Source organism: Burkholderia sp. A2 (genome assembly GCF_001729305.1).
In the GTDB taxonomy this organism is placed as follows: Bacteria; Pseudomonadota; Gammaproteobacteria; order Burkholderiales; family Burkholderiaceae; genus Burkholderia; species Burkholderia sola.
On sequence record NZ_LZXX01000090.1, the window covers coordinates 403,725 to 429,627 of the forward strand.

The window sequence follows — 25,903 nt, forward strand, 5'->3', positions numbered from 1 at the left end:
CGCGATCCACTTCACGCATCCGTCGCACGCTTGAGCAGCAATTCCCTTTCGCGCGCGTTGCGGGTCAGTTCCGCCGCGCGCCGGAACTCGAGCTTCGCTTCGTCGGTGCGACCCAGCTTCGCGAGCAGATCGCCGCGCACGCTCGGCAGCCAGTGATAGCGCGCGAGCGCCGGATCGTCGCGCAGCCCGTCGACGAGTTCGAGCGCCGCAGCCGGCCCGAACGCCATTCCCACGGCCACCGCGCGATTCAGTTCGACGACCGGCGACGGCGCGACTTCGGCGAGCGCGTCATACAGCGCGACGATCTGCGCCCAGTCCGTGTCCGCCGGCCGCCGCGCACGCGCATGGCACGCGGCGAGCGCGGCCTGCAGCGCATACGGCCCGCGCACGCCACCGAGCTTCGTCGCCCGTTCCAGTGCCGCGAGGCCGCGCCGGATCAGCAGCGGATCCCAGCGGCTGCGGTCCTGGTCGAGCAGCAGCACGGGCCGGCCCTGCGCATCGACGCGCGCATGCATGCGCGACGCCTGTAGCTCCATCAGCGCGACGAGCCCGAGCACCTCGCTTTCATCCGGCGCGAGCCCGGCCAGCACGCGGCCGAGCCGCAACGCCTCGTCGCATAGCGCCGGACGCATCCAGTCGTCGCCCGCCGTCGCCGCATGGCCTTCGTTGAACACGAGATAGATCACTTCGAGCACCGACGCGAGCCGCGCGGGCCGCGCATCGGCAGCCGGCACTTCGAACGGCACGTGCGCGGCCGAGAGCGTGCGCTTCGCGCGCACGATCCGCTGCGCGATCGTCGGCTCGGGCGTCAGGAACGCGCGCGCGATCTCGCCCGTCGTCAGCCCGCCGAGCAGCCGCAGCGTCAGCGCGACGCGTGCGTCGGTCGACAGCACCGGGTGGCATGACGTGAAGATCAGCCGCAGCAGGTCGTCGCCGATGTCGTCGTCGCGCGCGTCGGCGAGCGCGTCCGCGATGTCGGGGACAACATGCGCTTCGAGCGCGTCCATCTCGTGGCCGAGCTGGTCGCGCTTCGCCGCATGCAGCGACTCCTGCCGGACCCGGTCGAGCGCACGACGCTTCACGGCCGTCATCAGCCACGCGGCCGGGTTGTCGGGCACGCCGTCGACGGGCCAGTGCTCGAGCGCCGCGACGAGCGTGTCCTGCGCCAGCTCCTCGGCCACGCCGACGTCGCGCACCACGCGCGCGGCGCGCGCGATGATCTTCGGCGCCTCGATTCGCCAGACCGCTTCGATCGCACGATGCGTCGCCTCATGCGTCACGACGCCTGCCCCTGGGCGGACGCCTCCAGCGGCATGGCCATCAGTTCCCACGTGTGGCCGTCCGGATCGGTGAACCCGTGGCCGTACATGTTCGGGTACTCGCGCGGCGCCTGCGGCGCAGCCCCGCCGGCGGCCAGCGCCTTCGCGACGAGCGTGTCGACTTCGGCGCGGCTGTCGCACGACAGGCACGACAGCACCTGGATGTGCGTCGCCGGATCGATGATGGTCTTGTCGGTGAAGGTCTGGAAAAACGGCCGCACGAGCAGCATCGCGAAGATCGTGTCGCTGATCTTGATGCAGGCGGCCTGCTCGTTGGTATAGGCCGGCACGACCTCGAAGCCGAGCGCCTGGTAGAACGTCTTCGCGCGCGGCAGGTCGGCTACCGGCAGGTTGATGAAAACCATCTTGTGCATGACGGGTGCTCCCGGTGAGGTTGGATTCAGGCGTGGCTGCGGCCGACGTGGAGATCGCGGAACCGCTCGACCGCATCGCTCGGCGTGAGGTCGTCGAGCTCGAACAGCGGCCGCACCTCGATCTCGCAATCGAGTTCGGCGCCGAACGGCGCGGGGAACCGGCGGGTCCATTCGAGCGCCTCGTCGCGCGAGCGCACCTGGATCAGCGTGTAGCCGGCGATCAGTTCCTTCGTTTCGGCGAACGGGCCGTCGACCACCGTGCCCTTGCCGCCCGTGTAGCGCACGCGCCAGCCGTGGGCGCTCGGCCTCAGGCCGTTGGCGTCGAGCAGCACGCCGGCCTTCGCCAGTTCCTCGTGATAGACCGTCATCGCCTCGACCAGCCGGTTGTCCGGCAACGCGTCGGATTCGCTGACGGCGTTCGCCCGGATCATGATCATGAATCGCATCGTTCACTCCTTGTCGTCGGTGGAAAGCGGCGCCCGTTCCGCGGCGCCTTACCCGGACGACGGGCGGAAGACGGCCGGATCGACACGCGCCACGACAAATCAGGGTAAATACCGAGTCGCGGCACTCACAGGAAACACGGGCCGACCGCGCGTACCTCGACCGTGCACCATTGCGCGGCCGGGCACTGGCGCGCGATCTCGATCGCTTCCTCGCGCGTGTCGACGTCGACGAGGAAGAAGCCGCCGACCATCTCCTTCGCCTCCGCGAACGGGCCGTCGAGCAGCCGCGTCTCGCCGTCGCGCACCTGCACGCGCGTGCCGCGCTCGGACCGCTCCAGCGACTCGACGCCGCGCAGCACGCCGCGCGCCTTCAACGACTCGGCGAATTCGACCATCCGCGCATAAAGCGCCTGGCCTTCGTCGAGCGTGCGCTCGGCGCGCTGTTCGACCGGTTCGACAATCAACAGCATGTAAGACATGGATTTCTCCTGTGGGAACGGGGTGCGGCGACATGCAGCGGACGAGCGGCACACGACGCCCGGTGCGAAAGCGTAACAGCCGCGGGGCGGCTTGCCGCATCGTTGGCCAACCGGCAATGGCCGAACGGCCATTTCGCCCGCAGCCTGACATTTTGCCTTCAAGATGCGGTCCCGAACTGTCGGATTCTCATCCTGTGGATCGCCCCATGTCACGCCCGCTCCCCCTGCTTGCCGTCGCGCTGTTCGTCGTGGTGTCCGTCGCGCTGTCCGTGGCCTTCTGCGCCCGGCGGACCACCGCCGCGCTGCCGGTCAGCAGCGGCTGCGGCGGCGCAGCCACGGCGATTGCCGAGATCCGCCGCGCCGGTGGTCGGTCGCCGCTCGCCGGGCAAACGACGTCGATCGAGGCGGTCGTCACCGCGGCGTTCGGCGGCGCCGACGGCTTGGGCGGCTTCTTCGTCCAGCAGGCCGACGCACAGCGGCAACGCCGGCCGGGCGTTTCGGAAGGCCTGTTCGTCTACGCACCGGACGCGCGCGCCGAACCCGGCGATCTCGTGCGTCTGACCGGCAAGGTCGACGAGAAATACGGCCGGACGCAGCTCACGCTGTCGGGCCGCGTGGCCGTCTGCGCACGCGGGCAGACGGTCACGCCGGCCGCGCTCACGCTGCCGGTCGCGTCGCCCGCCGTCCTCGCCGCGCACGAAGCCATGCGCGTACGCCTGCCGCAAACGCTGACGGTCAGCGATACCTACGAACTCGGCCGCTACGGCAGCATCGTGCTGAGCAACGGCCGGCTGCGCGTGCCGACCCAGGTCGCGCCGCCGGCCGACGCTGCCGCCCAGGCAACGGCCAACGCATTGAATCGCATCGTGCTCGACGACGGTTCGAACCGCCGCGACCCGGCGACCGTCCGCTATCCGCCGCCCGCGCTGAGCGCCGCCAACACGCTGCGCGCGGGCTACACGGTACGCGGCGTCGAAGGCGTGCTCGAGTTGCGCTACGGCACATGGCGGCTGCAACCGGTGGCCGGCACGGCGCCCGTATTCGATGCCGCCGCGAACCCGCGTACCGCGGCGCCGGCCCGGCATCCCGATGCCGACGTACGCATCGTGTCGTTCAACGTCTTCAACTATTTCAACGGCGACGGCCAGGGTGGCGGATTCGACGCGCCGGCCAACCGCGGCGCGAAAACGGCCGCCGCGTTCGCGCGGCAGGAAGCGAAGATCGTCGCGGCGTTGCGCGCGCTGCGCGCCGACGTGATCGGGCTGATGGAAATCGCGAACAACGGCCACGGCGACGCGAGCGCCATCCGTCGGCTCGCCGCGCAACTCGGCGNNGACGCGCGCGGCCGCCCGCGTGCGCGCCGCATTCCAGCAGCCCTGGCCGTCCGACTGGTCGAGATCGGCGCCGCTCGCGCAGACGTTCCGGCGCATCGGCGGCACGCGTGCGCTCACGGTCGCGGTCAATCACCTGAAGTCGAAGAACTGCCCGCATGCGAGCGGCGCCGATCTCGACCAGTCGGACGGCCAGGGCTGCTGGAATGCGGCGCGCACGCGGGCGGCCGCGCGCGTCGCCGACTGGCTCGCCACGTCGCCGACGGGCGTCGCGGCCGGCGGCGTGCTGCTGATCGGCGATCTCAACAGTTATGCGAAGGAAGACCCGGTCCGCACGCTCGAAGCGCGCGGCTACGCGAATCTGGTTGCGCGCTTCGTCGGCGATGCTGCGTACAGCTACGTATTTCGCGGCGAAGCCGGCAATCTCGACCATGCGCTCGCCACGCCGCCGCTCGCCGCGCGCGTGAAGGCCGTGCGGTTCTGGCACATCAATGCGGACGAACCGCTCGCGCTGCAACCCGTGCCCGATTACAAAACGCGCACGCGACGGTCGGCTTATTACGCGCCGGACGCCTACCGCTCGTCGGACCACGATCCCGTCGTCATCGACGTCGCGCTGAACGACACCGGCCCACAGCCGGCATCAGGCACGAATCGTGCGCCTCGATCGAGCGTCGAGTAGTGCATTTGCATCAACGCTCAACCTGCAACGGCACTATTTACCTGATGCCCGTGGGGGCGCCATATTTACCGGACCTTCACTGCGACCCGCTGCTCGACACGCTGTATCGCCCCGACGCGCGAAATTTTTTCAACCGCTGCGCCGCCCCGCGCGACGGGGTTTCCCGGCGATCCGGCTGACGAATTGAAAATTTGTCTCGAAACTCAATCGGATCAAGTGAATCACATTAGTTGCAGCGATTCGTCTTATCTTCAAATTGCCTGGAATCAAAGGAGGATAAACACCATGGCGCTTACCGACTCGATCGAACACAAGCTGGACCGCGGGCTGTCCGATATCCGTCGCACCGGCCGGCGCGTGGGCCGCACGACGCGCGCGGCCGCCCGCGATCTGCATGCCGACGTGACCGACGATCTGCGCGGGCTGGTCGACGAACTGGAAGATCTGCTGAAAAACGATGGCGATGGCGATATCGCCGCGCTGCGCAAGCGCGTGCAATCCCGGCTCGACGAAGCGCGCGGCGCGCTCGACTACGCATCGGGCAGCGCGGCCGCCCGGCTGCGCGAATCGGCCGAACGCGTGTCGCAGGCCGTGCACGACAACCCGTGGCAAACCGCCGGCGTCGTCGCGGGCCTTGCGTTCGTTGCGGGCCTGCTCCTTTCCCGCCGTTGAACGGGGCGGCGTGCACCGCCGCCCGCCTCGCCCGTCATCCATCAGACAACGAAGGAGAAACGCCATGCAGAAATCCCTCGCCATGAAAGCCGCCGCTGCCGTGATGCTCGGCAGCCTCGCCCTTGCCGGCTGCACGACCACGTCCGGCAAACCCGATAGCCCCGCGGCCAGCGCGTCGAAGCGCGAGTCGATCGACGCCAGCGTGAACGCGACGCTGTCGCGCCTGTATTCGACGGTGCCCGGCTCGCGCGACCTGGTCTCGAAAGCGCGCGGCGTCCTCGTGTTCCCGAACGTGCTGCAGGCCGGCTTCATCGTCGGCGCCCAGTCCGGCAACGGCGCGCTGCGCGTCGGCGGCAGCACCGTCGGCTACTACAACACGTCGTCGCTGTCGGTCGGCCTGCAGGCCGGCGCGCAGTCGAAGGCGGTCGTGTTCCTGTTCATGACGCAGGATGCGCTCGACTCGTTCCGCAAGTCGGACGGCTGGTCGGCCGGCGCAGACGCGTCGGTCGCGGTCGTGAAGGTCGGCGCGAACGGCGCGGTCGACTCCAACACGGCTACCGCACCGGTGGAAGTGCTGGTCCTGACCAATGCAGGCCTGATGGGCGACCTGTCGGTGAACGGCACGAAGGTCACCAAGCTCAACATCTGACGATGCGGCACGCGGCCTCCCGCCGCGTTCGCTTCCCGGCAGCGCCGCGGCCCCGGCCGCGGCGTTTTCGCATGTGCATCACGCAGCGGCTATGATGGCGGCACCTTTGCGGGCATACTCCGCATGGGCCGCCCGGCGGCGCGTCGCGCCGCGAACCCGACGTTCGCGAACCGATCGCGCGCGGGGCAACGAGATTCAATCAAACCACGCATCAATCTGCGCGAATGTACCCATGGATAGCGGACACGATCACCAAAAATTCTTCTACTTCCTGCTGTTCGCGGTCACCGTCGGACTCTGCTGGATCCTCGCGCCGTTCTCCGGCGCCGTTTTCTGGGGCACCATTCTCGCGATCCTGTTCCAGCCCGTGCAGCGCTGGCTGGCCGCACGCTTCGGCAAGCGGCGCAATCTGGCCGCGCTCGTCACGATGTCGCTGATCATCCTGATCGTGATCCTGCCGCTTGTGTTCGTCACGGCCACGCTCGTGCAGGAAATCGCGTACGTGTACCAGGAGCTCAAGGATGCCCAGCCGAACTATTCGCAGTATTTCCACGACATCATTCACGCGCTGCCGACGTCGATCCAGAACCTGCTGCAGAAATACGGGCTGACCAACATCCCGGGCATCCAGAAGAAGCTGACCGACGGCGCCGCGCAGATCAGCCAGTTCGCGGCCACCCAGGCGCTCAGCATCGGCCAGAACACGTTCCAGTTCGTCGTGAGCTTCGGCGTGATGCTGTACATGGTGTTCTTCCTGCTGCGCGACGGCGGCGAGATCGGCCGCCGCGTGCGCCGCGCGCTGCCGCTCGACGAAGAGCACAAGAACCTGCTGCTCGCGAAATTCACGACGGTCGTGCGCGCGACCGTGAAGGGCAACATCGCGGTCGCGCTCGTCCAGGGCGCGCTCGGCGGCCTGATCTTCTGGATCCTCGGGATCGAGGGCGTCGTGCTGTGGGGCGCGCTGATGGCGTTCCTGTCGCTGTTGCCCGCGATCGGCGCGAGCCTCGTGTGGGTGCCCGCCGCGCTCTACTTCCTGATGATCGGCGCGGTATGGAAGTGCGTGATCCTCGTCGCGTTCTGCGTCGGCGTGATCGGCCTCGTCGACAACCTGCTGCGCCCGATCCTCGTCGGCAAGGACACGAAGATGCCCGACTGGGTCGTGCTGATCTCGACGCTCGGCGGGATGGCGCTGTTCGGCATCAACGGCTTCGTGATCGGGCCGCTCGTCGCCGCGCTGTTCATGGCGAGCTGGGACATCTACGCGCGCGCCGAACAGGGCGAATGACGCGCGTCCGGCGGCCGGCGATCCGCATGCGGGCGGACATCGCCGGTCAAGGATGACGGATATGGATCATGACGGGCGCCACGGCGCCCGTTGCTTCATCCGCCGCAACCGTCATCACGCCGCCATACGGGCCGACGCGATGAACGCGGCCCGGCGCCAGCGGCACGCTGCGATCGCCGCGCGCGTCGTGCCATGTGGCGCGCACCGCCGCGCCGCCATCGGCCGCGAGCGGCGCGCCGTCCGGCCCGACCAGCGTCACCAGCGCACCGGGTAGGCGCCGCCCATGCGCATCGAACCGGAGCGTGGCCGCTGCCCCGCCGTGATCCGCGTTCCGCGCGTCGACCTGCACACCCGCCGGGGCATCGAGCGTCACGTCGTAGAGATCGACGAGCGCACCGGTGAATCGCACGACACCGTCCGCCGCGGGCTGTCCGGCCATGTTCGTGTTCGACATTGCGATCGACGTCGCAGTCGACATCGCGAGCGCGACACCGAGCCCGAACATCCTCTTCCGCACGACTCCCGCACTCACTACCGTCGCCGATGCCAACCGCTTCGCGTTGTCGCGCATGTTCCCTCTCCTCTGCCGCGTCACCAGAAAAAACAGGCGGCGTGACGCGTCGGTCACGCCGCCTGTGTACTGGCAATCACTGTAGGGAGAGCGGCCCGGACAATATATGGGACAAGTCCTAAACTGCAGCCGGATTAATCGAACTCAGCGCGATCGATACGCGCCCGCGCCCCGATCCGACAGGCGAGACACGTCCGTCACGCTTCCGGATCGACGCGCAGCACGAGCTTGCCGCGATGGTCGCCGTCGAACAGGCGATTCAGCACGTCGGGCGCGTTTTCGAGGCCGTCGGCCACGGTTTCCTCGGCCTTGAGCCGACCGTCGCGCAGCCAGCCGGAAAGCGTCTGCACGGCTTCGCGGCTCTTGCGGTAGTCGAGGATCAGGAAGCCGCGCATCGTCAGCCGCTTCGAGATCAGCACGCCGACGTCGTCGGCCGCGCGGCCGCTGTTGTAGTTCGAGATCACGCCGCACAGCGCGACCCGCCCGCCGATCACCATCCGCGACAGCACCGCGCGCATCACCTCGCCGCCGACATTCTCGAAGTCCACGTGCACGCCGTCCGGCGTCGCTGCCTTCAGTTGCTGGCGGAAATCGTCGGCCTTGTAGTCGACGGCCGCGTCGAAGCCGAGCGTCTCGGTCAGGTAGCGGCACTTGTCCGCACCGCCCGCGATGCCGACCACCCGTGCGCCGTGGATCTTGCCGATCTGCCCGGCAATCGAGCCGACCGAGCCGGCCGCCGCCGACACGACGAGCGTTTCGCCCGGCTGCACCGGCGCGATGTCGGTCAGCCCGTAGTACGCGGTCAACCCGCTCATTCCGCATGCGCCGAGCAGCGTCGGCAGCGGCAGGCCCGACTGCGCGGGCAGCTTCACGAACTGCGCGGCCTGCTCGGCCGGCACGACCGCGTAGTCCTGCCAGCCGACGAGCCCCTGCACGAGATCGCCTTCCGCGAACCCCGCATGGCGCGACGCGATCACGCGGCCGATCCCGAGCGCGCGCATCACCTCGCCGATCGCGACGGGCGGCAGGTACTGCGGCACGTCGCTCATCCACACGCGGTTGGTCGGGTCCATCGACAGATACAGCACGCGTACGAGCACGTCGCCGTCGGCGAGCGCCGGCACCGGCGTCTCGACGAGCGAAAAATGTTCGCGGCCGACCCGCCCTTCCGGGCGCGTCTTCAGCAGCAGCTGACGGTTCACGGGTGTCGACATGCTGTTCTCCTCCAATCGTTGTGGTTCGGGATGCGCGTCAGACCGCGCACATGCCGCCGTCGATCACGAGTTCGGCGGCGGTCACGAAGCGGCTCTCGTCGGACGCGAGATACACGGCCGCATGCGCGACGTCGTCCGGCTCGCCGAGCCGGCGCAGCGGAATGCCGCGCGCGAGCTTGCGCGTCGCGTCGCGTTCGCCGAGCGACTGGAACAGCGGCTCGACGATCCCCGTGCGGATGAACGCCGGGTGAATCGAATTGCAGCGCACGTCGATCTCGCGGCGCGCGCAGTCGATCGCGACCGACTTCGTCAGCGACGCGACCGCCGCCTTCGACGCGTTGTACGCGGTGAAATCCGGTTCGACCTTGAACGCGGCGACCGACGAGATGTTGATGATCGATGCGGGATGGCTCTCGGCCAGATACGACAGCGCATGCTTGCAGCCGAGCACGATGCTCTCGACGTTGATCGCCATCACGCGCCGCCATTCGTCCAGCTCGATTTGCGCGGGCGAGCCGATCGAGCCGACACCCGCGTTGTTGACGAGCACCGACAGCCCGCCCATCGCATCGGTCGCCTGCGCGAGCAGCGTCTGCCAGCGCGCTTCATCGCGCACGTCCTGGGTCGCGGCGAACGCGACCGGCGTCGCGCGGCCCGCGTTGAGTTCCTGCGCGAACGCGTCGAGCACCGCCGCTTCGGCGATATCGGTCACGAACACGCGCGCGCCCTGCTCGACCATCCGGCGCGCGATCGCGCGGCCGAGGCCGCCCGCGGCGCCCGTGATGTATGCGCACTTGCCGGCGAGGCGCGGAGAAACGATTGTCATGTGTCTGCTCCTGTCTTGAATCGTCGTCGCGGAACGCTGCCGCGACGGGGTGTGCGTGCTTTCCGGGCCTTCAGGGCCGCTGCCGGCCGACGTGCGCCGGTGGCCGGTGCGCCGACATGACGACGCGCCACACGGTTTCCGCGAGTATATCGAGACGAACGCGACGCACGCGTGCCCGGCCGGGCAGGCTGTCCGCGGTTGAACGACAGCCAGCGTACGCGAATGCAGCCGATCGTTGAAGTGAATGTTCGTTATGCCCGGTCATAGACATCGAACGGGCTGGCGAGCAAGTCGATTTTCGGGATGCCGGGCGTTGCGTTCCGCACAACCGGGGAAAGCAATCGGGGAGATGAACCGGCGTGGCATCGTGCGACCCGCCGGAAAACCCGGGAAAACGCCGGACGAACGCCGGCGGCAGGGAGGCGGCGCCGTAGCGCCCGCCATCTGCACCGGTCAGACCCGGTCGCCCGACGGCGCACGCATGAACGCGCAAAACTGCGGCGAATGCGTGTCGATCATCTGCTGGAACGGCGCGCGGTGCCCGTACGCGATGCCTGACACCAGCAGCAGGCAGGCCGCCGCGACGCGCGGCGAGAACGCGCGCTGCCGCGCGCCGTCGTAGCCGCGCAGGAACACCAGCGCGACCAGCGCGCCGAGCATCCAGCCGGCGACGACTTCCGGCACGGTATGCGAATGATCGAACACGCGCGCGACGGCCGTGATCGCGCCGACGGCCAGCCCGGCCGCGATGCCGGGCGCCCTGCCCGGCCGGAACGCCTGCCACAGCATCGACAGCGCGACCGTCCACACCGACGTCGACAGCATCGTATGGCCGCTGATCACGCGGAAATCGAATTGCGGAAGCTCGATCCCGCATCCGGCATACAGGATCTTCGTCGCGCCGACGACGCCCATGCCGGCGGCCAGCAGCACGCCCCAGCGGGCGGCGAGGCGCCAGTCGGTCAGCACGAGCCATGCCGCGCAGGTCAGCGCGATCGGCAAGGTCAGCGCGGCATCGCCGATATTGCTGATTTCACTCCACATAATGGACTTCGGGGTCGATCCAAAGGCGGCAGTTTACCGCATGCGCGCCGCACGCCTGTGTCAGCCTGTGACAGGCTGTATCAGCCCGCGACACCGGTAATCAACAGCAGGTTCGTGCCGGTGATCACGGCGAACAGCGCCCAGGCGACCACCTGCATCCCGCGGCCGATCGCGTGTTCGCCCATCGTGTGGCGGTCGCTGACCGAGCGGATCAGCGGCCACATCGCGAACGGCAACTGCAGGCTCAGCAGCACCTGGCTCCAGACGAGCAGTTGCCCGACCGAGCCGTCGCCGAGCCACAGCACGCCGATCAGCGCCGGCACGAGCGCGAGCCCGCGCGTGATCAGCCGACGCTGATAGCACGGGATCTTCGTATGCAGGAAACCGTCCATGATGACCTGGCCGGCGATCGTGCCGGTCAGCGTCGAGCTCTGCCCCGATGCGAGCAACGCGATGCCGAACAACAGCGCGGCCGCGCCGCCGGCGATCGGCGTGATCAGCCGGTACGCCTGTTCGATGTCGGTCACGTTGTGCTGGCCCGTCGCATGAAATGCGGCGCCCGCGACGACGAGGATCGCCGCGTTGACGAGCATTGCGACGAACAGCGACACGCAGGTATCGATGCGTACGAGCCCCAGCGTGTCGCGGATCACGCCGCGCGCGCCGCCGACCACATGCCGCGTCTGCACGACCGACGAATGCAGGTACAGGTTGTGCGGCATGATCGTCGCGCCGACGATGCCGAGCGCGAGCACGATCGCGTCCTTGCGGTCGTGGCCCGGGTCGCCCGGCACGAGCCCGCCGACCACCGCGTGCCAGTCGGGTGGCGTGATCGCCACCTGCGCGACGAAGCAGAACGCCATCGTCGCGATCAGCCCGAGCACGATCGCCTCGATCTGCCGGAACCCCTTGCCCTGCAGGCCGAGCACGATCACCGTATCGAGCGCGGTGAGCACGACGCCCCACGCAAGCGGCACGCCGAGCAGCAGCTTGAACGCGAGCGCGCAGCCGAGCACTTCCGCGATGTCGCACGCGATGATCGACACTTCGGCGGTGATCCACTGCACGACGCGGCCGAACCGGCCGTAGCGGTCGTAGCTGGCCTGCGCGAGATCCTTGCCCGCGACGAGGCCCAGCCGCGCCGCGAGCATCTGCAGGAAGATCGCCGCGAGGCTCGAGAACGCGACGACCCACAGCAGCGAATAGCCGAACTGCGAGCCCGCCTGGATATCAGTCGCCCAGTTGCCGGGATCCATGTAGCCGATCGCGACCAGCAGGCCGGGGCCGAAGAAACGCTTGAGCTTCTGCCAGCGCGGCGCGGCGGCGTCGATCGTGATGCTGCCCTTTACTTCCGACGGGCAGAAAGGGGCGGTGGCGGTAGAGGGGAGGAAGGGCATGGAAACCGGGAATCGAGGTCGCGACACGACGATTCTACGGGTATCCGTCCCGTTTTCCCGCGCGCGGCCACGCACGCGTCGCATTCCGCCCCGTCGCCGTCGCGGCACGCGGCGGCGGCCCCGTCATCCGGATCGGGCGACGCCGCGCCGTGCGCGAGGATTTTTTCCCGCTCGGCGACGCGAAATTCGGTCGGCGATATCAACAGGCGCTGGCGAAACAGCTTCGCGAGCCGCTCGCCGCTGCCGAACCCGGTGCGCCGCGCGACCTTGTCGGCCGGCAGCGTCGTATGGATCAGCATGTGGCACGCCCGTTCGAGCCGCACGTGCTGGACGAACTCGGTCGGCGTCACGCCGATTTCCTTCTTGAAGCGTCGCAGGAAATTGCGCTCGCTCATCGCGGCCGCCTGCGCGGCGTTGGCGATCGAGATGCGGTTCACGCTCTGCGCGCGCAGCCGCTGTGCGGACATCCGGATCGACGGGCTCGCGCTCAGTTCGCGGAACGCCCACATCGACTGAACATAGCGCTGCTCGACCGGCCGCATCATGTTGCTGGCGATCTCCCGCGCGGCGCCGTCGCCGAGGTCGGCGCGGAACATGTCGAGCGCGGCGGCGAACACGTCGGTCTCGCCGGCCCGCGATTCGATCGTCGTGGCGGCGCGGCGTCGCGCCCTGCCCGGCCGCACGTCGATCGACGACGACGGCCGCTGCGTGGCGGCGAGCGCGGGCAGGTCCATCGCGTCGACGATCCAGCGCGCATGCTGGCGAATGTCGGCCAGGCGCCGCTGCAATGCGTCGTCCCAGTTGACGGCCGCGCGGTCGCCATGAAGATGAAAGAACGCGCGCGCGCGGCGGCTGTGTTCGTCGCCGAGCGGATCGGCCGCGATTCTCACGCCGGACGACGACTGCAACAGTCCCCCGCTTTCGGATACGTACTTGAGCTGGTAATCCACACCGTACCCATGCAGGCGATTCGCCAGGTTGAAGGCCTCGCCGAGACGCGCGGCCTGGGCCAACGAAAACCCCGTACTCAAATAGATAATGACCCACCGCTGATCTGCTGCATTCACTGGCCAAGCCCCCGACTTGTTCGACTTCTTCTAATACCGTCGAACTGTCAGGCTTATATTTGGTTTGAATGCGTGCGACAGGACGGCTATCCCGAAATATGAAGCGACGGCATCTTAGCCGAACGGGTAGCGCCTTTGGCGCGAAATGGCCGACGGGGACAGCATGATGGCGGATTACTACAGGCTGCCGCGCGCCGCTGGTATGCCGATACAGAATCGCGTATGCGATGCAGCCGATTATTGCAGCCGTCATGCGTAATGGCGTGCGTGTTCGATTGCGTTACATCGGCAACGCGAACGCTCGCGTATCGGCGCGAACGGCAGCGACGTGCATCGAACGCGGGCGAACGCATCGCCGCGCTCGTGCGCAGCAGCGCCGGCATCGCCGATGCGTAGCGCGCTGCGCACGCCCGCGCGGCCGGGACGGTATGCTGACGGCTGCACGCCGCCACGCGGCGCCCGCTTTCCTTTATTTGCTTCCCGGAGACCTGCCATGTCGCTCATCCACGCCGCCGCCGTCCTCGATGCCGACGCGCCCGACTACGTCGTCCAGCTGCAGGCCGGCACGCACGCGCTGACCGGCGACGAAGCGCCGCGCGAAGGCGGCCAGGATCGCGGGCCGGCGCCGTACGAATTCGTACTGGCCGGGCTCGCGCAATGCACGGCCGCGACGCTGCGCATGTACATGCAGCGCAAGACGTGGCCGGCCGCGCGCATCGCCGTGCGCACCGAGTTGCACGCCGATCGCGAAGGCGTGCAGTACGTGCGCCGCGTCGTGACGCTCGACGGCCCGCTCGACGACGCGCAACGCCAGCGTCTCGCGGAAATCTGCGAGAAAACCCCGGTGACGCAGTTCATCAAGCGCGGCACGCGGATCGACACGACGTTGAACTGACGCACGCGGTACGCCGTACGGTTTGCCGCTCGAAAAACGAAACGGGCGGGCCGCGCATCCGGCGCGCCCCGCCCGTTCGTCGATCCTCCCCGGCGCTTACAGTCCGAGCGCGGCAAGGTCCAGCTTGCCGTCCTTCATCGGCGGGCACCAGAAGTACGCGCCCGTCAGCGGCCGCGTGAAGCGGAACAAGCCGTCGACGATCCCGTCTTCCGCGCCGCTCATCCGGCGCATCTGCACGTCGAACGCGCGGAACGAGCAGCCGAACGCGACGAAGTACAGGCCCGCACGGCGCGTGTCCGACCACGGCGACGAACGGCGCAGCATGAATGCCTCGGGTTCGAAGCTTTCCTGTGCGGTGCGCTTCACGTGCGCGAATTCGGGCGCGTCGTCGAGTTCCTCGTTGTCCGAACGGCGACGCCCGATGATGTGGTCCATCTCGCCCGACGGAATGCGCTCCATCTGGTCGAAGTCGTGCACCCACTGCTGCACCGCGACGAAGCTCGAGCCGTCGAGCCCCGCGCCCTGCCCCGTGACGATCGCCGCGGCTACCGCATCGTCGCCTTCCGGGTTCTCGGTGCCGTCCTCGTAGCCGGACAGGTCGCGATCGTTCGAATAGCGGAAGCCGTCGACGGCCTCCTGCAGCACGAACGCCGGCGCGAGCGCGCGTTCGATCGCCCGCGCGCGCAGCACGATCTCGCCGCGGTCGTCCGAGCGCAGCCAGACCCACACGTCGGCCGGCGTCGCGGGCAGCGTGCGGTCGTTCACCGAGAACGCCGGATAGTCGGTCAGGCCCGGCACCGGGTGACCGAGATAGGCGGCCAGCGCGTGTCCGAAACCGACCACCGTGTCGCGTCCGTCGGCGATCTCGCGCAGCGCGGCCAGCGCCGCGGCGACATTGCCGTCGTTCGACATCGTGAAAGTGAGGTATCGGGCTGCCGTATCGATCGGAGCCAGGATGCCTTGCTGAACGTCGCTCATCGTTTCCTCGGGAATGGTTCGGAATGAATCTGTGCGGGCCACGCCGTCGCGCGCCGCGGACGCGGAAGTGTAATCGATGCGCGCGCCGGCTCCGCACCCGCCATCGCGCAACGTACGCGAAAAGGGGCCAAAACCCCGAATACTAACCGTATCGACGCAGCAACGCCGCATTCGTCAGACGTTGCGGCGCGCGCGACTGTCCTGATAAAATCGCTGCACGTCTTTTCGGCGTCCTTTCATTCAACCGTTCACTTCAGGGAGGTGCAGATGTTCCGAATGCCAGCAACCTTCCCGAACGTGGTCTCGCGGCGCAGCTGATCCAGCCCGCCGTCCGCGCCGGCTCCCGAGTTTTCCGCTAACCCGTCAGCCGCGCTTTTCCCGACAGCCCGTTTTCGTTCCGCCCGCGCGTGTTGCGCGGCCCGGCTGTTGCGTTTTCGACGTTCTCCGAACCGGAAAGTCCCGTCGCGCGATGCGCCGGGCAACGATACATGACCAGAAAAACCTCCCATCTGGGCGGCCACGCATTCCAGGCCGTCTTCGGCTTCACCATCCGTTACTGGCGCAAGCAGCCGGCGCGCATCGCCGCGGTCGCGAGCCTCGCGCTGCTCGCCGCGCTCGCCGACGTCCTCACGCCGCTGTTCGCCGGCCGCCTCGTCGACGCGCTGTCGACCGGCCTGACCGACCGCGCCGCCGCGTGGCATTCGGCCCTCGTCGCGTTCGGCACGCTCGCCGCGCTCGGCATCGGCGCGACGGTGCTGCGCCAGGGCGTCTACCTGAACATCATCACGCTCACGCTGAAGATGATGAGCGAGATCGCCGCCGCGTCGTTCCACCGCGTGCAGCGCTTCTCGACCGACTGGCACGCGAACAGCTTCGCGGGCTCGACCGTGCGCAAGATCACGCGCGGGATCTGGGCGCTCGACCTGCTCAACGACACCGTGCTGATCGCGCTGCTGCCGTCGGTCACGATGCTGGTCGGCGCGACCGTGCTGCTCGGCACGCACTGGCCGGTGATGGGGCTCGTCGTCGGCGCGGGTTCGCTGCTGTACATCGCGGTGACGGTCGCGGTGTCGCTCGGCATCGTCGCGCCGGCCGCCCGGCTCGGCAACCTGTGGGATACGCGCATGGGCGGCGCGCTCGCCGACGCCGTCAGCTGCAACGCGGTCGTCAAGGCGTTCGGCGCGGAAACGCGCGAGGAAGCGCGGCTCGCGCGGGTGATCGGCAAGTGGCGGCAGCGCACGCGCCGCACGTGGGTGCGCGGCACGTTCAACGGCGGGCTGCAGGGCGCGATGCTCGTCGCGATGCAGGCCGCGATGATCGGCGTCGCACTGCGGCTGTGGATGAACGACGAGGCGAGCGTCGGCGACATCGCGTTCGCGCTGACGATGTTCTTCATGCTGCAGGGTTACCTGCGCGACGTCGGCATGCACATCCGCAACCTGCAGCGCTCGGTGAACGACATGGAAGAACTCGTCGCGCTCGAACGCCAGCCGCTCGGCATCGACGACCGCCCCGGCGCGCCGGCCATCCGGATCGGGCAAGGCGAGATCCGCTTCGAGCACGTGACGTTCCGCTACGGCAACCATCCGGTGCCGCTGTACGACGATTTCTCGATGCGGATCGCGCCCGGCGAACGCGTGGGCCTCGTCGGCCATTCGGGGTCGGGCAAGACGACGTTCATCAAGCTGATCCAGCGCCTGTACGACGTGTCGGGCGGCCGCATCACGATCGACGGGCAGGACATCGCGCAGGTGCGGCAGGATTCGCTGCGCAGCCAGATCGCGATCGTCCAGCAGGAGCCCGTGCTGTTCCACCGCACGCTCGCGGAGAACATCGCGTATGCGCGCCCCGACGCGAGCCGCGCCGACATCGAGCGCGCCGCGCGTCTGGCGAGCGCGCACGACTTCATCGCCGCGCTGCCGGACGGCTATGACACGCTCGTCGGCGAACGCGGGATCAAACTGTCGGGCGGCGAGCGCCAGCGCGTCGCGATCGCGCGCGCGTTCCTCGCCGATGCGCCGATCCTGATCCTCGACGAAGCGACGTCGAGCCTCGACAGCGAAAGCGAGCTGCTGATCCAGCAGGCGATGGAGCGGTTGATGGTCGGCCGCACGACGCTCGTCGTCGCGCACCGGCTGTCGACCGTGCGCGCGCTCGACCGGCTGCTGGTGCTCGATCGCGGCAAGGTGATCGAGGAAGGCAACCACGATGCGCTGATCCGCATCGACGGCGGCATCTATCGCCGGCTGTTCGAGCGGCAGGCGCTGGAGCTCGCGAAGGGGCTCGCCGATTCGCCGCGGCGTACGGCGGATCGCGACGCCGGGCCGCTGGGCGAGCCAGCGAAGGTTTGATGCAGGCGCATCACGACACGGCCTGGCGGCGCGGTCATCGCCGCCGGGCCGTATCGGCCAGCCAGCGGATCCGGTTCGAGGCCGTGCCACGCGCACGGCCTTTTTTGTATCTGCGGCACGTGCTCGCCGGCGCCGGCCCGCGCGCCGCGGCATGTCCGGCAGCGGGATCACTTATCATGTCGGCCAGGAAATTTGCGACGAGGGATCGATCATGTTTACAGGCATTGTTCAGGGTGTTGCCGTCATCAACGCCATCAAGGATCACGGCGAGCTGAGAACGTTCAGCATCGAATTCCCCGAACGGTTCACCGACGATATCGAGATCGGCGCGAGCGTGTCGGTCGACGGCGTGTGCCTGACCGTGACGACCATTCATTCGCCGGTGCTGATCGACTTCGACGTGATGCTGCCGAGCCTGCGGATCACGACGCTCGCCGACCTCACGACCGGCGCGCGCGTCAACGTCGAGCGGGCCGCGAAGGACGGCGCGGAAATCGGCGGGCATCCGCTGTCCGGTCATGTCGATTTCACGGGGACCATCGCGCACGTCGCGTCGTCCGAGCACAACCGGATGATCCGCATCGGCGTGCCGGCCGCGTTCAAGCGCTATGTGTTCGCGAAGGGCTACATCGCGATCAACGGCTGCAGCCTCACCGTGTCGGACGTCAATCGCGACGAAGGCTGGTTCGACGTCTGGCTGATTCCCGAAACGCGCCGCGCGACCACGTTCGATGCGAAGGGTGTCGACGACAAGGTCAACATCGAGATCGAGCGCAGCACGCAGGTCGTCGTGGATACGATCCGGGAATCGGTCAAGGAAACGCTCGGCGAATTGAACGGCGTCGTCACCGCACTGCTCGCGGAAAAAGGCATCGATATCGAGGAACTGCTGGCGCGTCATGTCGCGCGGCTGCCGAAGCAGTAAGCGCGATGCCCGCGTGCTAGGTGATCCGCTGGATCACCGAGTACCGGCTGCCGTCGAAGAACACCTCGACCCACGGCTCCGATTCCTCGAACGTCCAGAGGACGAGTTCGAGGTCGATCAGTTCATTCCAGTCGTCGTCGGGCCACGGCATGTTCCATCCGCCCGCGACGGCCACCACGCCGCCCGTGTAGAGCGGGCATTGCGCGATCCATTCACGCTCGTAGTCGTGCGCGGCCGCGCCCTTGAAGTTGCCGTTGAATCCCCAGTCGCGCTGCCAGCCGTGTGCGTCGAGGTATGCGCCGATCGCGGCGGAGCCGAAGCGAAACACCGCGTCGACCGGCGGAAGCGACAGCGCGTCGGATCGGCACAGCGGGCGGGCGGAACGGACGGGTTGCATGGAAGTCTCCACACGGCCTGACGTGCCGCTATCGTCGAGATAGACGTTCAGCCAGACGCCGTCGCGTTCGACGGAAATGCACAACTCGCCGGCATCGACCCCATGCCAGTAGCCGGCGACGGGTTCGCCGTCGTCCGCGAAACGGTACTGACGGCACGGCCTCGCGAGCCGCCCGGCTTCGTTCAGAAAATCGTCCGACGTCATTGGACGCCTCTCTTTTTAGCGTCCCGGGTATCGCATCGCGCCGCCGCGATCGACCGACATCGACCGCGCCCCCGCTTCACTCCGCCTCAACCCGCGCCCCCTTCCCCACCGCCACGCGCTGCGCGCGATAAATCCCCGCGTGCCCCGAGAACAGATACGCGACGACACAGGCGACGATCGCGTACACGCCGATGTCCGCGCCGAACAATTCGATCGCCATGATCGTCGACGCGATCGGCGTGTTCGCCGCGCCCGCGAACACCGCGACGAAGCCGAGCCCCGCGAGCACGGGCACCGGCAGCGCCAGCACCTGGCCGAGCGCGTTGCCGAGCGTCGCGCCGATGTAGAACAGCGGCGTCACCTCGCCGCCCTTGAACCCCGACGCGAGCGTGACGACGGTGAACGCGAACTTGCCCGCGAAATCGTAAGGCGGCAGCGGGCCGTGAAACGCAGCCTCGATCGTCGGGATGCCGAGGCCGAGATACTGCGGTACGTTCAGCACGGTCGCGGCCACCGCGACCAGCAGGCCGCCGAGCACCGGCTGCAGCGGCGCATAGCGGATCGCGCGGCGAAACCACGCGGTCAGCGCATGCGTCGCGAACGCGAACAGCCGCCCGACCACGCCGAACGCGATGCCCGCGACGACCGTCACGGCCAGCCCGGTCGCCGAGACGGCCGGCACGAACGGAATCGCATAGGCCGTGTGATGGACGCCCCACGCGCGGCACACGACGTCCGCGACGATCGCCGACGCGACGCAGGTCAGCAGCGCGTCGTAGCGCAGGCGCCCGATCGCGAGCACCTCGAGCCCGAACACGGCGCCCGCGAGCGGCGTGCCGAACACCGACGCGAAGCCGGCCGCGATGCCGCCCATCAGCAGCACGCGGCGATGCTCGCGATCGAGACGGAACAGATGCGTGACGCGATCGGCAAGCGCGCCGCCCATCTGCACGGCCGTGCCCTCGCGGCCGGCCGAGCCACCGAACAGGTGCGTGACGACGGTCGCGAGGAGCACGAGCGGCGCCATCCGCTTCGGCACGAGCGCCTTCGGATCGTGGATCTCGTCGATCAGCAGGTTGTTGCCGCGCGCGACCGACTGACCGAAGCGATGGTAGATCCAGCCGGTGGCAAAACCGGCGGCCGGCAGCCCCCACAGCAGCCACGGATGCGCGACGCGCGTACCGGTCGCCCAGTCGAGCGCGATCAGGAACAGTGCGGAGGCCGTGCCGGCGAGCGCGCCGAGCAGCGCGGAAAGCGCGAGCCAGCGGCACACGTAGCGCACGGTCGCGAAAAGATCGGCAGAAGTGGTGAAGAACATGATTTCCAGATTCGACGGAACATCAAAACCTGGGCGGCAGAATACCGGATGGACGGCCTGCGACCTCCTGACGACCCAGGAACACGCAGGCATCATCAGCCGGGCAAACCGGCGGTTGAGGGTCGCACCGCGCGCCACGCGCCGGGAACGACCGCAGGGAGGCATGCCATCTCCGCAGGCCGCAATTGTACGCGACGCCGCGCCACGCAGGCAATGCAGCGCCGGCGCGCCACGCAGCGATCGCCTCTGCCCGACGCGCGGTCAGTCGCGCGGCGCGAGCGCGATCCGCGCGGTCAACTGCGGCGCGATCTGCTCGAGCGGCAGGATCGCCGACGCCGCGCCAACCGCCGCGGCCGCCTTCGGCATCCCGTACACGGCGCTGGTCGCTTCATCCTGCGCGATCGTGTAGCAACCCTTCGCCCGCATCGCCTTCAGGCCGAGCGCGCCGTCGCGCCCCATGCCCGTCAGCAGCACGCCGAGCGCCTCGCCCTGCCAGCCGTCCGCGACGCTGTTGAAGAACACGTCGATCGACGGCCGGTACGGCGTTTCGACCGGATGCCGCGTATAGCCGAGCACGCCGCGCGGCGACAGCATCAGATGGTCGTTGGTCGCCGCGAGCAGCACCGTGCCGGCTTCCGGCATGCTGCCCTGCCGCGCGACGCGCACCGGCAGCCGCGTATAGCCGTCGAGCCATTCGGCCATGCCATGCGCGAAGGCCTGGTCGACGTGCTGGACGATCACGATCGCGGCCGGGAAATCCGCCGGCAGCGCGCGCAGCAGCGCGGTGAGCGCGGTCGGCCCGCCCGCCGACGCACCGATCGCGACGAGCGTCGGTTGTCCGCGCGCGGGCGTCGGCCCCGGCGGCACGAGCGCCGCGCTGCGGCTTTCGAGCAGCCGGCCGATCTGGTCGATCTTCGCGAGCAGCGCCTGAGGCGACGCGTCGGTCGACAGCCCGAGCGCGAGCGTCGGCGTGTCGACCGCGTCGAGCGCGCCGGCGCCCATCGCCTCGTACACCGACGACGTGTTCGCGCTGACGCTCGCCGTCACGATCAGGATCGCGCACGGCGCGCGCGCCATGATCCGGCGCGTCGCGGCGACGCCGTCGACCTTCGGCATCACGAGATCCATCAGCACGACGTCGGGCGGCTGCGCGACGCAGAAATCCACCGCCTCGTCACCGTCGGTCGCCACCCACAGCACGCGATGGTCCGCGCGCAGCGCGATCACGCGGCGCAGCGCCTCCACGGCCAGCGGCAGGTCGTTGACGATGCCGATGTTCATCCTCGCGCGTCCCCGATCAGGTCGTGCACGGCGTCGAGCAGCGCTTCATCGTGGAAGCTGCTCTTCGCGAGGTAGTAGTCGGCGCCGGCGTCGAGCCCGCGGCGGCGATCCTCGTCGCGATCCTTGTACGACACGATCATCACCGGCACGCGCTTGAGCATCGGGTCACCCTTGATCAGCGTGACGAGTTCGATCCCGTCCATGCGCGGCATGTCGACGTCGGTCACGACGAGATCGAACGCATCGCTGCGCACCGCGTTCCATCCTTCCATCCCGTCGACCGCGACCGTCACGTCGTAGCCGCGCTTTTCCAGCAGCTTGCGTTCGAGCTCGCGCACCGTCAGCGAATCGTCGACGACGAGCACGCGGCGGCGCCGGTCGGCCAGCGCGAGCTGCGGATCGCGCGTGAGCCGCGCGAGCTGACCGCCGCGCACGAGCTTGTCGACCGAGCGGATCAGGTCCTCGACGTCGACGATCAGCACCGGGTCGCCGTTCTCGAGCAACGCGCCGGCCGCGATGTTCTGGATCTTGTGCAGGCGGCTGTCGAGCGGCTGCACGACGAGCATCCGTTCGCCGAGAAAGCGGTCGACCGCGACGCCGTACAGCTCGGGTTCGGCGCCGACGACCACGACCGCCGTGCTGGCGCGGGCCACGTCGGGTTCGCCCGCGTCGAGCAACTGGTGCGCGGCGACGAGGCCCGCACGCCGGCCGTCGAACGGAAAATGCGGCTGCCCTTCGAGCACGTCGATATCGTCGTGCGCGAGTTCGAGCGTGCGGCGCACATGCGCGAGCGGGAACGCGTACGGCTCGCCGCCGACCTCGACGAGCAGGCTGCGAATCACCGACAGCGTGAGCGGCAACTGCAGCACGAAGCGCATGCCGGCGCCCGGCTCGTTGAAGATCCGCACCGCGCCGCGCACGCCGCGCACCATCTCCTGCACCGCGTCGAGGCCGACGCCGCGCCCCGATACGTCGGTCACCGCATCGCGCATCGAGAAGCCCGGCAGCAGCAGGAACTCGAGCAGTTCGGGGTCGGACAGCCGCGCGGCCGTCTCGTCGTCGGTCAGGCGCTGGCGCACGACGGCCGCGCGCAGTGCGTCCATGTCGACGCCCGGCCCGTCGTCGATCACGCTGACGAGCAGCGAGCCGGCGCTGTGGCGCGCCTCGAGCGTGACGCTCGCCTCGGCCGGCTTGCCGCGCGCCTGCCGCGCGTCGGGCGAATCGACGCCATGGTCGATCGCGTTGCGCAGCAGGTGGCCGAGCGGCGCGTCGAGCAGGTCGAGGATGTCGCGATCGACCTGCGTGCCTTCGCCGACGATCGAGAAACGCACCTGCTTGCCGAGCGAGCGCGCGAGATCGCGGACGATGCGCGGATACGCGCGCGTCGCGTCGCCGAACGGCCGCATCCGGCATTGCAGCGCCTCGTCGTACAGCTGCTCGGCGATATGCGTGCTGCGCCGCTCGAAGCGGTCGAATTCGTCCATCCGCTCGGCGAGCGAGCGCTGCAGGTCGTTGAGCATGTGCCGCACTTCGTTCATCGACGCCAGCATGCCGGCGTCGAGCTCGTCGGCGAACTGCTCGACCATCAGGTCGAGCGAACGGGCCGCGTCGCGCTGCGCGCGCTTCACGCGCAGCATCGATTCGGCGAACGGCTTGAGCCAGCGCGATTCGACCAGCGATTCGCCGGACAGGCTCAGCAGCCGGTTCAGCGTATCGGCGCGCACGCGGCGCATCGCGCCGGCGCCCGCCACGCGGCCGGCCTGGACCGGATCGGGCACCGGGCTCGACACGGCGAGCGGCGGCACCGCGGCACCCGCACCGACCGGCTCGTTCGCGGCGCCGTCGTGATCGCGATACGGCACGAACGACGGCGGCATCGGCACCGGCGGCGGCACGGCGGCCGGCGCCTGCATCGTCTGCGCGCCGTCGGCGCCCGTCAGCGCCGCCGCGAACACGTCGATCTCGGCCTGCGACACGGGCTGCCCCTGCGGATCGCCGACGCGCACCAGCAAGTCGACGCCGGCCAGCAGCACGTCGACGTGCGTGGCCGTCAGCGCGATCGTGCCGGCCTGCGCGGCGACGAAGCATTCCTCCATCCGCCCGGCGATCTCGACGCCGAGCGGCACGCCGACGATCCGCGCGGCGCCCTTCAGCGAGTGCGCGGCGCGCATGCACGCTTCGAGTGCGACGGAATCGGGCTCGCCCGATTCGAGCGCGAGCAGCCGCTCCGACAGCGCCTGCGTCTGCGTGCGCGTCTCCTCGCGATACAGCTCGAGCAGCGACAGGTGGCTCAGGTCGTCATCGCCGCTCATCGCATGCTCCGTGTCACGGCGTCGAACAGACGATCGTCGTCGAGCAGGCCCACCGACTTGCCGCGCCACGACAGCACGCCGCGCGACAGGCCGGCGCTCGCGCGTCCGACCGTCGCCGGCACCGGTACCCAGTCGGACGCGCCGAAGCGCAGCACGCCCTCGACCTCGTCGACCGGAAACACGACCGGTTCGCCCTGGTGCGCGGCCACCAGCAGCCGCGTGAACCGGCCGTCACCACCGCCGCGGCCGGCCTTGCCGGCATCGAGGCCGAGCAGCGCGCCGATCGAGATCGCGATGCGCAGCGTGCCGCGGATGTTGACCACGCCGCGCACGGCAGAATGGCGACGATGCGGCAGCGAATGGATCGGGCGCGTGCCGGCGATCTCGCGCAGCACGCCGATCGGCAGCGCGAGCCATTCGTCGGCCACCCGGAACGCGAGCGCCGCATGGCGCGTATCGCCGTCGTCGTCGCCCGCGCGCGCCGTGCCGAACGCGCTCATCCGGCGCGTGACGTCCGCCATCTCGGCCACGTCGAGCGGACGCTCGAGCAGCTTCGCCGCGTGCGACGCGTAGACCGGGCAGTTCAGGCAGCGCAGGCAGTCGTTCAACCGCTCGCACGAGCGGTCGCCGCGCGTGCCGATCCGGTTCCAGCAATCGTCGACGTCGAGCGTCGCGTCGTCAGTGGCAGCGGCGCGGTTCATCAGAATTTTCTCCGAGAGACCCCGCCATTGATGGCGGGAAGGAAAGGCGTGCTGTTGACAGGCAGCTTCTGCCACGGGTTAGGATCACCGGCATGATCCTTGTCTATCGCTACCGGGTGAAATCGCTCAACGGACTGCTTAACAAGCAGAGCCGTGCGGTGAACTACGTCTGGAACTTCTGCAACGACACGCAGAAGCACGCGCTCAAGTGGCGCAAGAAGTGGCCGACGGGATTCGATCTGAACGTGCTGACGACGGGGAGTAGCAAGGCGCTTGGCATCCATTCCGGCACGGTCAACGCGACGTGCGAGCAATACGCGAAGTCGCGCAGCCAGCACCGTCGGCCCTACCTGCGCTATCGCGGTAGGAAATCGCTGGGCTGGGTGCCGCTGAAGGGCCGTGACCTGAAGCGCGAGGGTGACGCGTTCCGTTTCGCTGGCAACACGTTTCGCGTGTTCAACAGCCGACCGCTTCCCGAAGGCAAGATCAGGGATGGAACCAACTTTGCGCAGGATGCGCGTGGCAACTGGTTTCTCAACATCGTGATCGAGATACCCGATGTTCAGGCCCGACCGATCCGTTCCGGCGTCGGCATCGATCTCGGCTTGAAAGACTTCACCACACTTTCGACCGGCGAGAAGCTCCCTAACGATCGGTTCGGTCGATGCGCGGCCGAGAAACTCGCGAAAGCGCAACGGGCGCGAAAACACAGGCGGCATATCGCGAAGTTGCACGCCAAAGTGACGAACGCCCGTGCCGATTTCCAACACAAGCTCGCGCTCGATCTGGTGCGGCGCTTCGATTACATCGCGGTCGGCAACGTGTCGGCCGCGAAGCTCGCCAGAACCAGGATGGCGAAGAGCGTCTACGACGCGTCCTGGTCGTCCTTCCGAAACAAGCTCCGTTACAAAGCGATGGCGCACGGAGTCACGTTCGATGAAGTCGATGAAAGCGGTTCTACCCAGTCCTGTTCGTCGTGCGGGTCGAAAGACAGCACAACGCGGCCGAAAGTTATCGCGGGACTGAGAATAAGAGAGTGGACCTGCAGTGACTGTGGTGTCGAGCATGATCGAGATACCAACGCTGCGCTGAACATTCTCCGATGCGGACGTGCATCGCCAGGCGTGGGAATCTTCCGCCTTTAGGCGGAGGAGGACGTCAAGGGTTCCTCTGGTCATCGCGGTG

Annotated in this window: 25 protein-coding genes, 1 pseudogene and 1 riboswitch; of the genes and pseudogenes, 10 read left to right on the forward strand and 16 right to left on the reverse strand. The window is 68.5% G+C overall.

The window, feature by feature from the left end; genetic code table 11:
* Positions 1–11 precede the first annotated feature (11 nt).
* The 4 genes from A9Z05_RS13815 to A9Z05_RS13830 form a co-directional block, all read right to left on the reverse strand.
* On the reverse strand, positions 12–1,280 hold the full coding sequence (locus A9Z05_RS13815) for an RNA polymerase sigma factor (protein ID WP_069618559.1): 1,269 nt from the start codon (positions 1,278–1,280) through the stop codon (positions 12–14).
* Complete coding sequence (locus tag A9Z05_RS13820) at positions 1,277–1,693, reverse strand: VOC family protein (RefSeq protein WP_069618560.1); 417 nt, start codon at positions 1,691–1,693, stop codon at positions 1,277–1,279. Before A9Z05_RS13820 ends, A9Z05_RS13815 begins: the two co-directional genes overlap by 4 nt.
* Before the next feature lie 26 nt (positions 1,694–1,719).
* Positions 1,720–2,139, reverse strand: a complete 420-nt coding sequence (locus A9Z05_RS13825) for a YciI family protein (protein ID WP_069618561.1) — start codon at positions 2,137–2,139, stop codon at positions 1,720–1,722.
* Between the two features lie 125 nt (positions 2,140–2,264).
* Positions 2,265–2,618 (reverse strand): YciI family protein, encoded by a 354-nt coding sequence (locus tag A9Z05_RS13830; RefSeq protein ID WP_069618562.1) that lies wholly within the window; start codon positions 2,616–2,618, stop codon positions 2,265–2,267.
* 206 nt (positions 2,619–2,824) lie between these two features.
* Between A9Z05_RS13830 and A9Z05_RS37765 the strand changes: the two genes are divergently transcribed.
* The 5 genes and pseudogenes from A9Z05_RS37765 to A9Z05_RS13850 all read left to right on the forward strand — a co-directional run.
* A partial coding sequence (locus tag A9Z05_RS37765; protein ID WP_256121987.1) for an ExeM/NucH family extracellular endonuclease occupies positions 2,825–3,950 on the forward strand: 1,126 nt, incomplete at its 3' end.
* A gap of 2 nt (positions 3,951–3,952) precedes the next feature.
* Positions 3,953–4,631: pseudogene (locus tag A9Z05_RS38425) on the forward strand (endonuclease/exonuclease/phosphatase family protein); the annotation flags it as partial.
* A gap of 285 nt (positions 4,632–4,916) precedes the next feature.
* Complete coding sequence (locus A9Z05_RS13840; RefSeq protein WP_069618563.1) at positions 4,917–5,303, forward strand: YqjD family protein; 387 nt, start codon at positions 4,917–4,919, stop codon at positions 5,301–5,303.
* Positions 5,304–5,367: 64 nt separating this feature from the next.
* The gene (locus A9Z05_RS13845) at positions 5,368–5,952 is read left to right on the forward strand and encodes a YSC84-related protein (RefSeq protein WP_069618564.1); all 585 of its coding nucleotides are present in this window, start codon (positions 5,368–5,370) and stop codon (positions 5,950–5,952) included.
* 232 nt (positions 5,953–6,184) lie between these two features.
* The gene (locus A9Z05_RS13850; RefSeq protein ID WP_050017367.1) at positions 6,185–7,237 is read left to right on the forward strand and encodes an AI-2E family transporter; all 1,053 of its coding nucleotides are present in this window, start codon (positions 6,185–6,187) and stop codon (positions 7,235–7,237) included.
* Between the two features lie 46 nt (positions 7,238–7,283).
* On the opposite strand, the gene A9Z05_RS13855 is transcribed toward A9Z05_RS13850, so the two are convergent.
* Complete coding sequence (locus A9Z05_RS13855) at positions 7,284–7,715, reverse strand: thioesterase (protein WP_256121992.1); 432 nt, start codon at positions 7,713–7,715, stop codon at positions 7,284–7,286.
* Here A9Z05_RS13855 and A9Z05_RS37770 point away from each other — a divergent pair.
* Positions 7,675–7,893, forward strand: coding sequence for a hypothetical protein (locus A9Z05_RS37770; protein WP_256121993.1), 219 nt, complete (start codon positions 7,675–7,677; stop codon positions 7,891–7,893). The genes A9Z05_RS13855 and A9Z05_RS37770 overlap by 41 nt on opposite strands.
* A 112-nt stretch (positions 7,894–8,005) precedes the next feature.
* On the opposite strand, the gene A9Z05_RS13860 is transcribed toward A9Z05_RS37770, so the two are convergent.
* From A9Z05_RS13860 to A9Z05_RS13880, 5 genes are all read right to left on the reverse strand, one after another.
* A complete protein-coding gene (locus A9Z05_RS13860) occupies positions 8,006–9,022 on the reverse strand; it encodes an NADP-dependent oxidoreductase (RefSeq protein WP_069618566.1) in 1,017 nt (338 codons plus the stop codon).
* A gap of 37 nt (positions 9,023–9,059) precedes the next feature.
* The gene (locus tag A9Z05_RS13865; RefSeq protein ID WP_069618567.1) at positions 9,060–9,848 is read right to left on the reverse strand and encodes an SDR family oxidoreductase; all 789 of its coding nucleotides are present in this window, start codon (positions 9,846–9,848) and stop codon (positions 9,060–9,062) included.
* 453 nt (positions 9,849–10,301) lie between these two features.
* A complete protein-coding gene (locus tag A9Z05_RS13870; protein WP_069618568.1) occupies positions 10,302–10,892 on the reverse strand; it encodes a phosphatase PAP2 family protein in 591 nt (196 codons plus the stop codon).
* Between the two features lie 80 nt (positions 10,893–10,972).
* Complete coding sequence (locus tag A9Z05_RS13875) at positions 10,973–12,289, reverse strand: Nramp family divalent metal transporter (RefSeq protein WP_069618569.1); 1,317 nt, start codon at positions 12,287–12,289, stop codon at positions 10,973–10,975.
* On the reverse strand, positions 12,238–13,302 hold the full coding sequence (locus tag A9Z05_RS13880) for a helix-turn-helix domain-containing protein (protein WP_069618570.1): 1,065 nt from the start codon (positions 13,300–13,302) through the stop codon (positions 12,238–12,240). The genes A9Z05_RS13875 and A9Z05_RS13880 overlap by 52 nt, the downstream gene beginning before the upstream one ends.
* A gap of 547 nt (positions 13,303–13,849) precedes the next feature.
* On the opposite strand from A9Z05_RS13880, the gene A9Z05_RS13885 reads away from it, so the two are divergent.
* Positions 13,850–14,251: an OsmC family protein gene (locus A9Z05_RS13885; protein WP_069618571.1), complete on the forward strand. Its 402-nt coding sequence runs from the start codon at positions 13,850–13,852 to the stop codon at positions 14,249–14,251.
* Between the two features lie 96 nt (positions 14,252–14,347).
* Here the strand turns inward: A9Z05_RS13885 and A9Z05_RS13890 are convergent, their stop codons facing one another.
* Positions 14,348–15,229, reverse strand: a complete 882-nt coding sequence (locus tag A9Z05_RS13890) for a Dyp-type peroxidase (RefSeq protein WP_069618572.1) — start codon at positions 15,227–15,229, stop codon at positions 14,348–14,350.
* A gap of 488 nt (positions 15,230–15,717) precedes the next feature.
* Between A9Z05_RS13890 and A9Z05_RS13895 the strand changes: the two genes are divergently transcribed.
* Together A9Z05_RS13895 and A9Z05_RS13900 are read left to right on the forward strand one after the other, a co-directional pair.
* Positions 15,718–17,580, forward strand: a complete 1,863-nt coding sequence (locus A9Z05_RS13895) for an ABC transporter ATP-binding protein (protein ID WP_069618573.1) — start codon at positions 15,718–15,720, stop codon at positions 17,578–17,580.
* Between the two features lie 211 nt (positions 17,581–17,791).
* A complete protein-coding gene (locus A9Z05_RS13900; protein WP_069618674.1) occupies positions 17,792–18,505 on the forward strand; it encodes a riboflavin synthase in 714 nt (237 codons plus the stop codon).
* Positions 18,506–18,521: 16 nt separating this feature from the next.
* Here the strand turns inward: A9Z05_RS13900 and A9Z05_RS13905 are convergent, their stop codons facing one another.
* From A9Z05_RS13905 to A9Z05_RS13925, 5 genes are all read right to left on the reverse strand, one after another.
* The gene (locus tag A9Z05_RS13905; RefSeq protein ID WP_069618574.1) at positions 18,522–19,106 is read right to left on the reverse strand and encodes a hypothetical protein; all 585 of its coding nucleotides are present in this window, start codon (positions 19,104–19,106) and stop codon (positions 18,522–18,524) included.
* A 76-nt stretch (positions 19,107–19,182) separates the two neighbouring features.
* The gene (locus A9Z05_RS13910; protein WP_069618575.1) at positions 19,183–20,424 is read right to left on the reverse strand and encodes a voltage-gated chloride channel family protein; all 1,242 of its coding nucleotides are present in this window, start codon (positions 20,422–20,424) and stop codon (positions 19,183–19,185) included.
* A 79-nt stretch (positions 20,425–20,503) separates the two neighbouring features.
* Positions 20,504–20,607: riboswitch (Fluoride riboswitch) on the reverse strand.
* Between the two features lie 78 nt (positions 20,608–20,685).
* The gene (locus A9Z05_RS13915) at positions 20,686–21,705 is read right to left on the reverse strand and encodes a chemotaxis response regulator protein-glutamate methylesterase (RefSeq protein ID WP_069618576.1); all 1,020 of its coding nucleotides are present in this window, start codon (positions 21,703–21,705) and stop codon (positions 20,686–20,688) included.
* The gene (locus tag A9Z05_RS13920; RefSeq protein ID WP_069618577.1) at positions 21,702–24,017 is read right to left on the reverse strand and encodes a hybrid sensor histidine kinase/response regulator; all 2,316 of its coding nucleotides are present in this window, start codon (positions 24,015–24,017) and stop codon (positions 21,702–21,704) included. Before A9Z05_RS13920 ends, A9Z05_RS13915 begins: the two co-directional genes overlap by 4 nt.
* Positions 24,014–24,718 carry a chemotaxis protein CheW gene (locus tag A9Z05_RS13925; RefSeq protein WP_069618578.1) on the reverse strand — a complete coding sequence of 235 codons (705 nt, stop codon included), beginning with the start codon at positions 24,716–24,718 and terminating at the stop codon, positions 24,014–24,016. The genes A9Z05_RS13920 and A9Z05_RS13925 overlap by 4 nt, the downstream gene beginning before the upstream one ends.
* A 92-nt stretch (positions 24,719–24,810) precedes the next feature.
* Between A9Z05_RS13925 and A9Z05_RS13930 the strand changes: the two genes are divergently transcribed.
* Positions 24,811–25,863 carry an RNA-guided endonuclease TnpB family protein gene (locus A9Z05_RS13930; RefSeq protein ID WP_069618579.1) on the forward strand — a complete coding sequence of 351 codons (1,053 nt, stop codon included), beginning with the start codon at positions 24,811–24,813 and terminating at the stop codon, positions 25,861–25,863.
* The last annotated feature ends 40 nt before the right edge of the window (positions 25,864–25,903 follow it).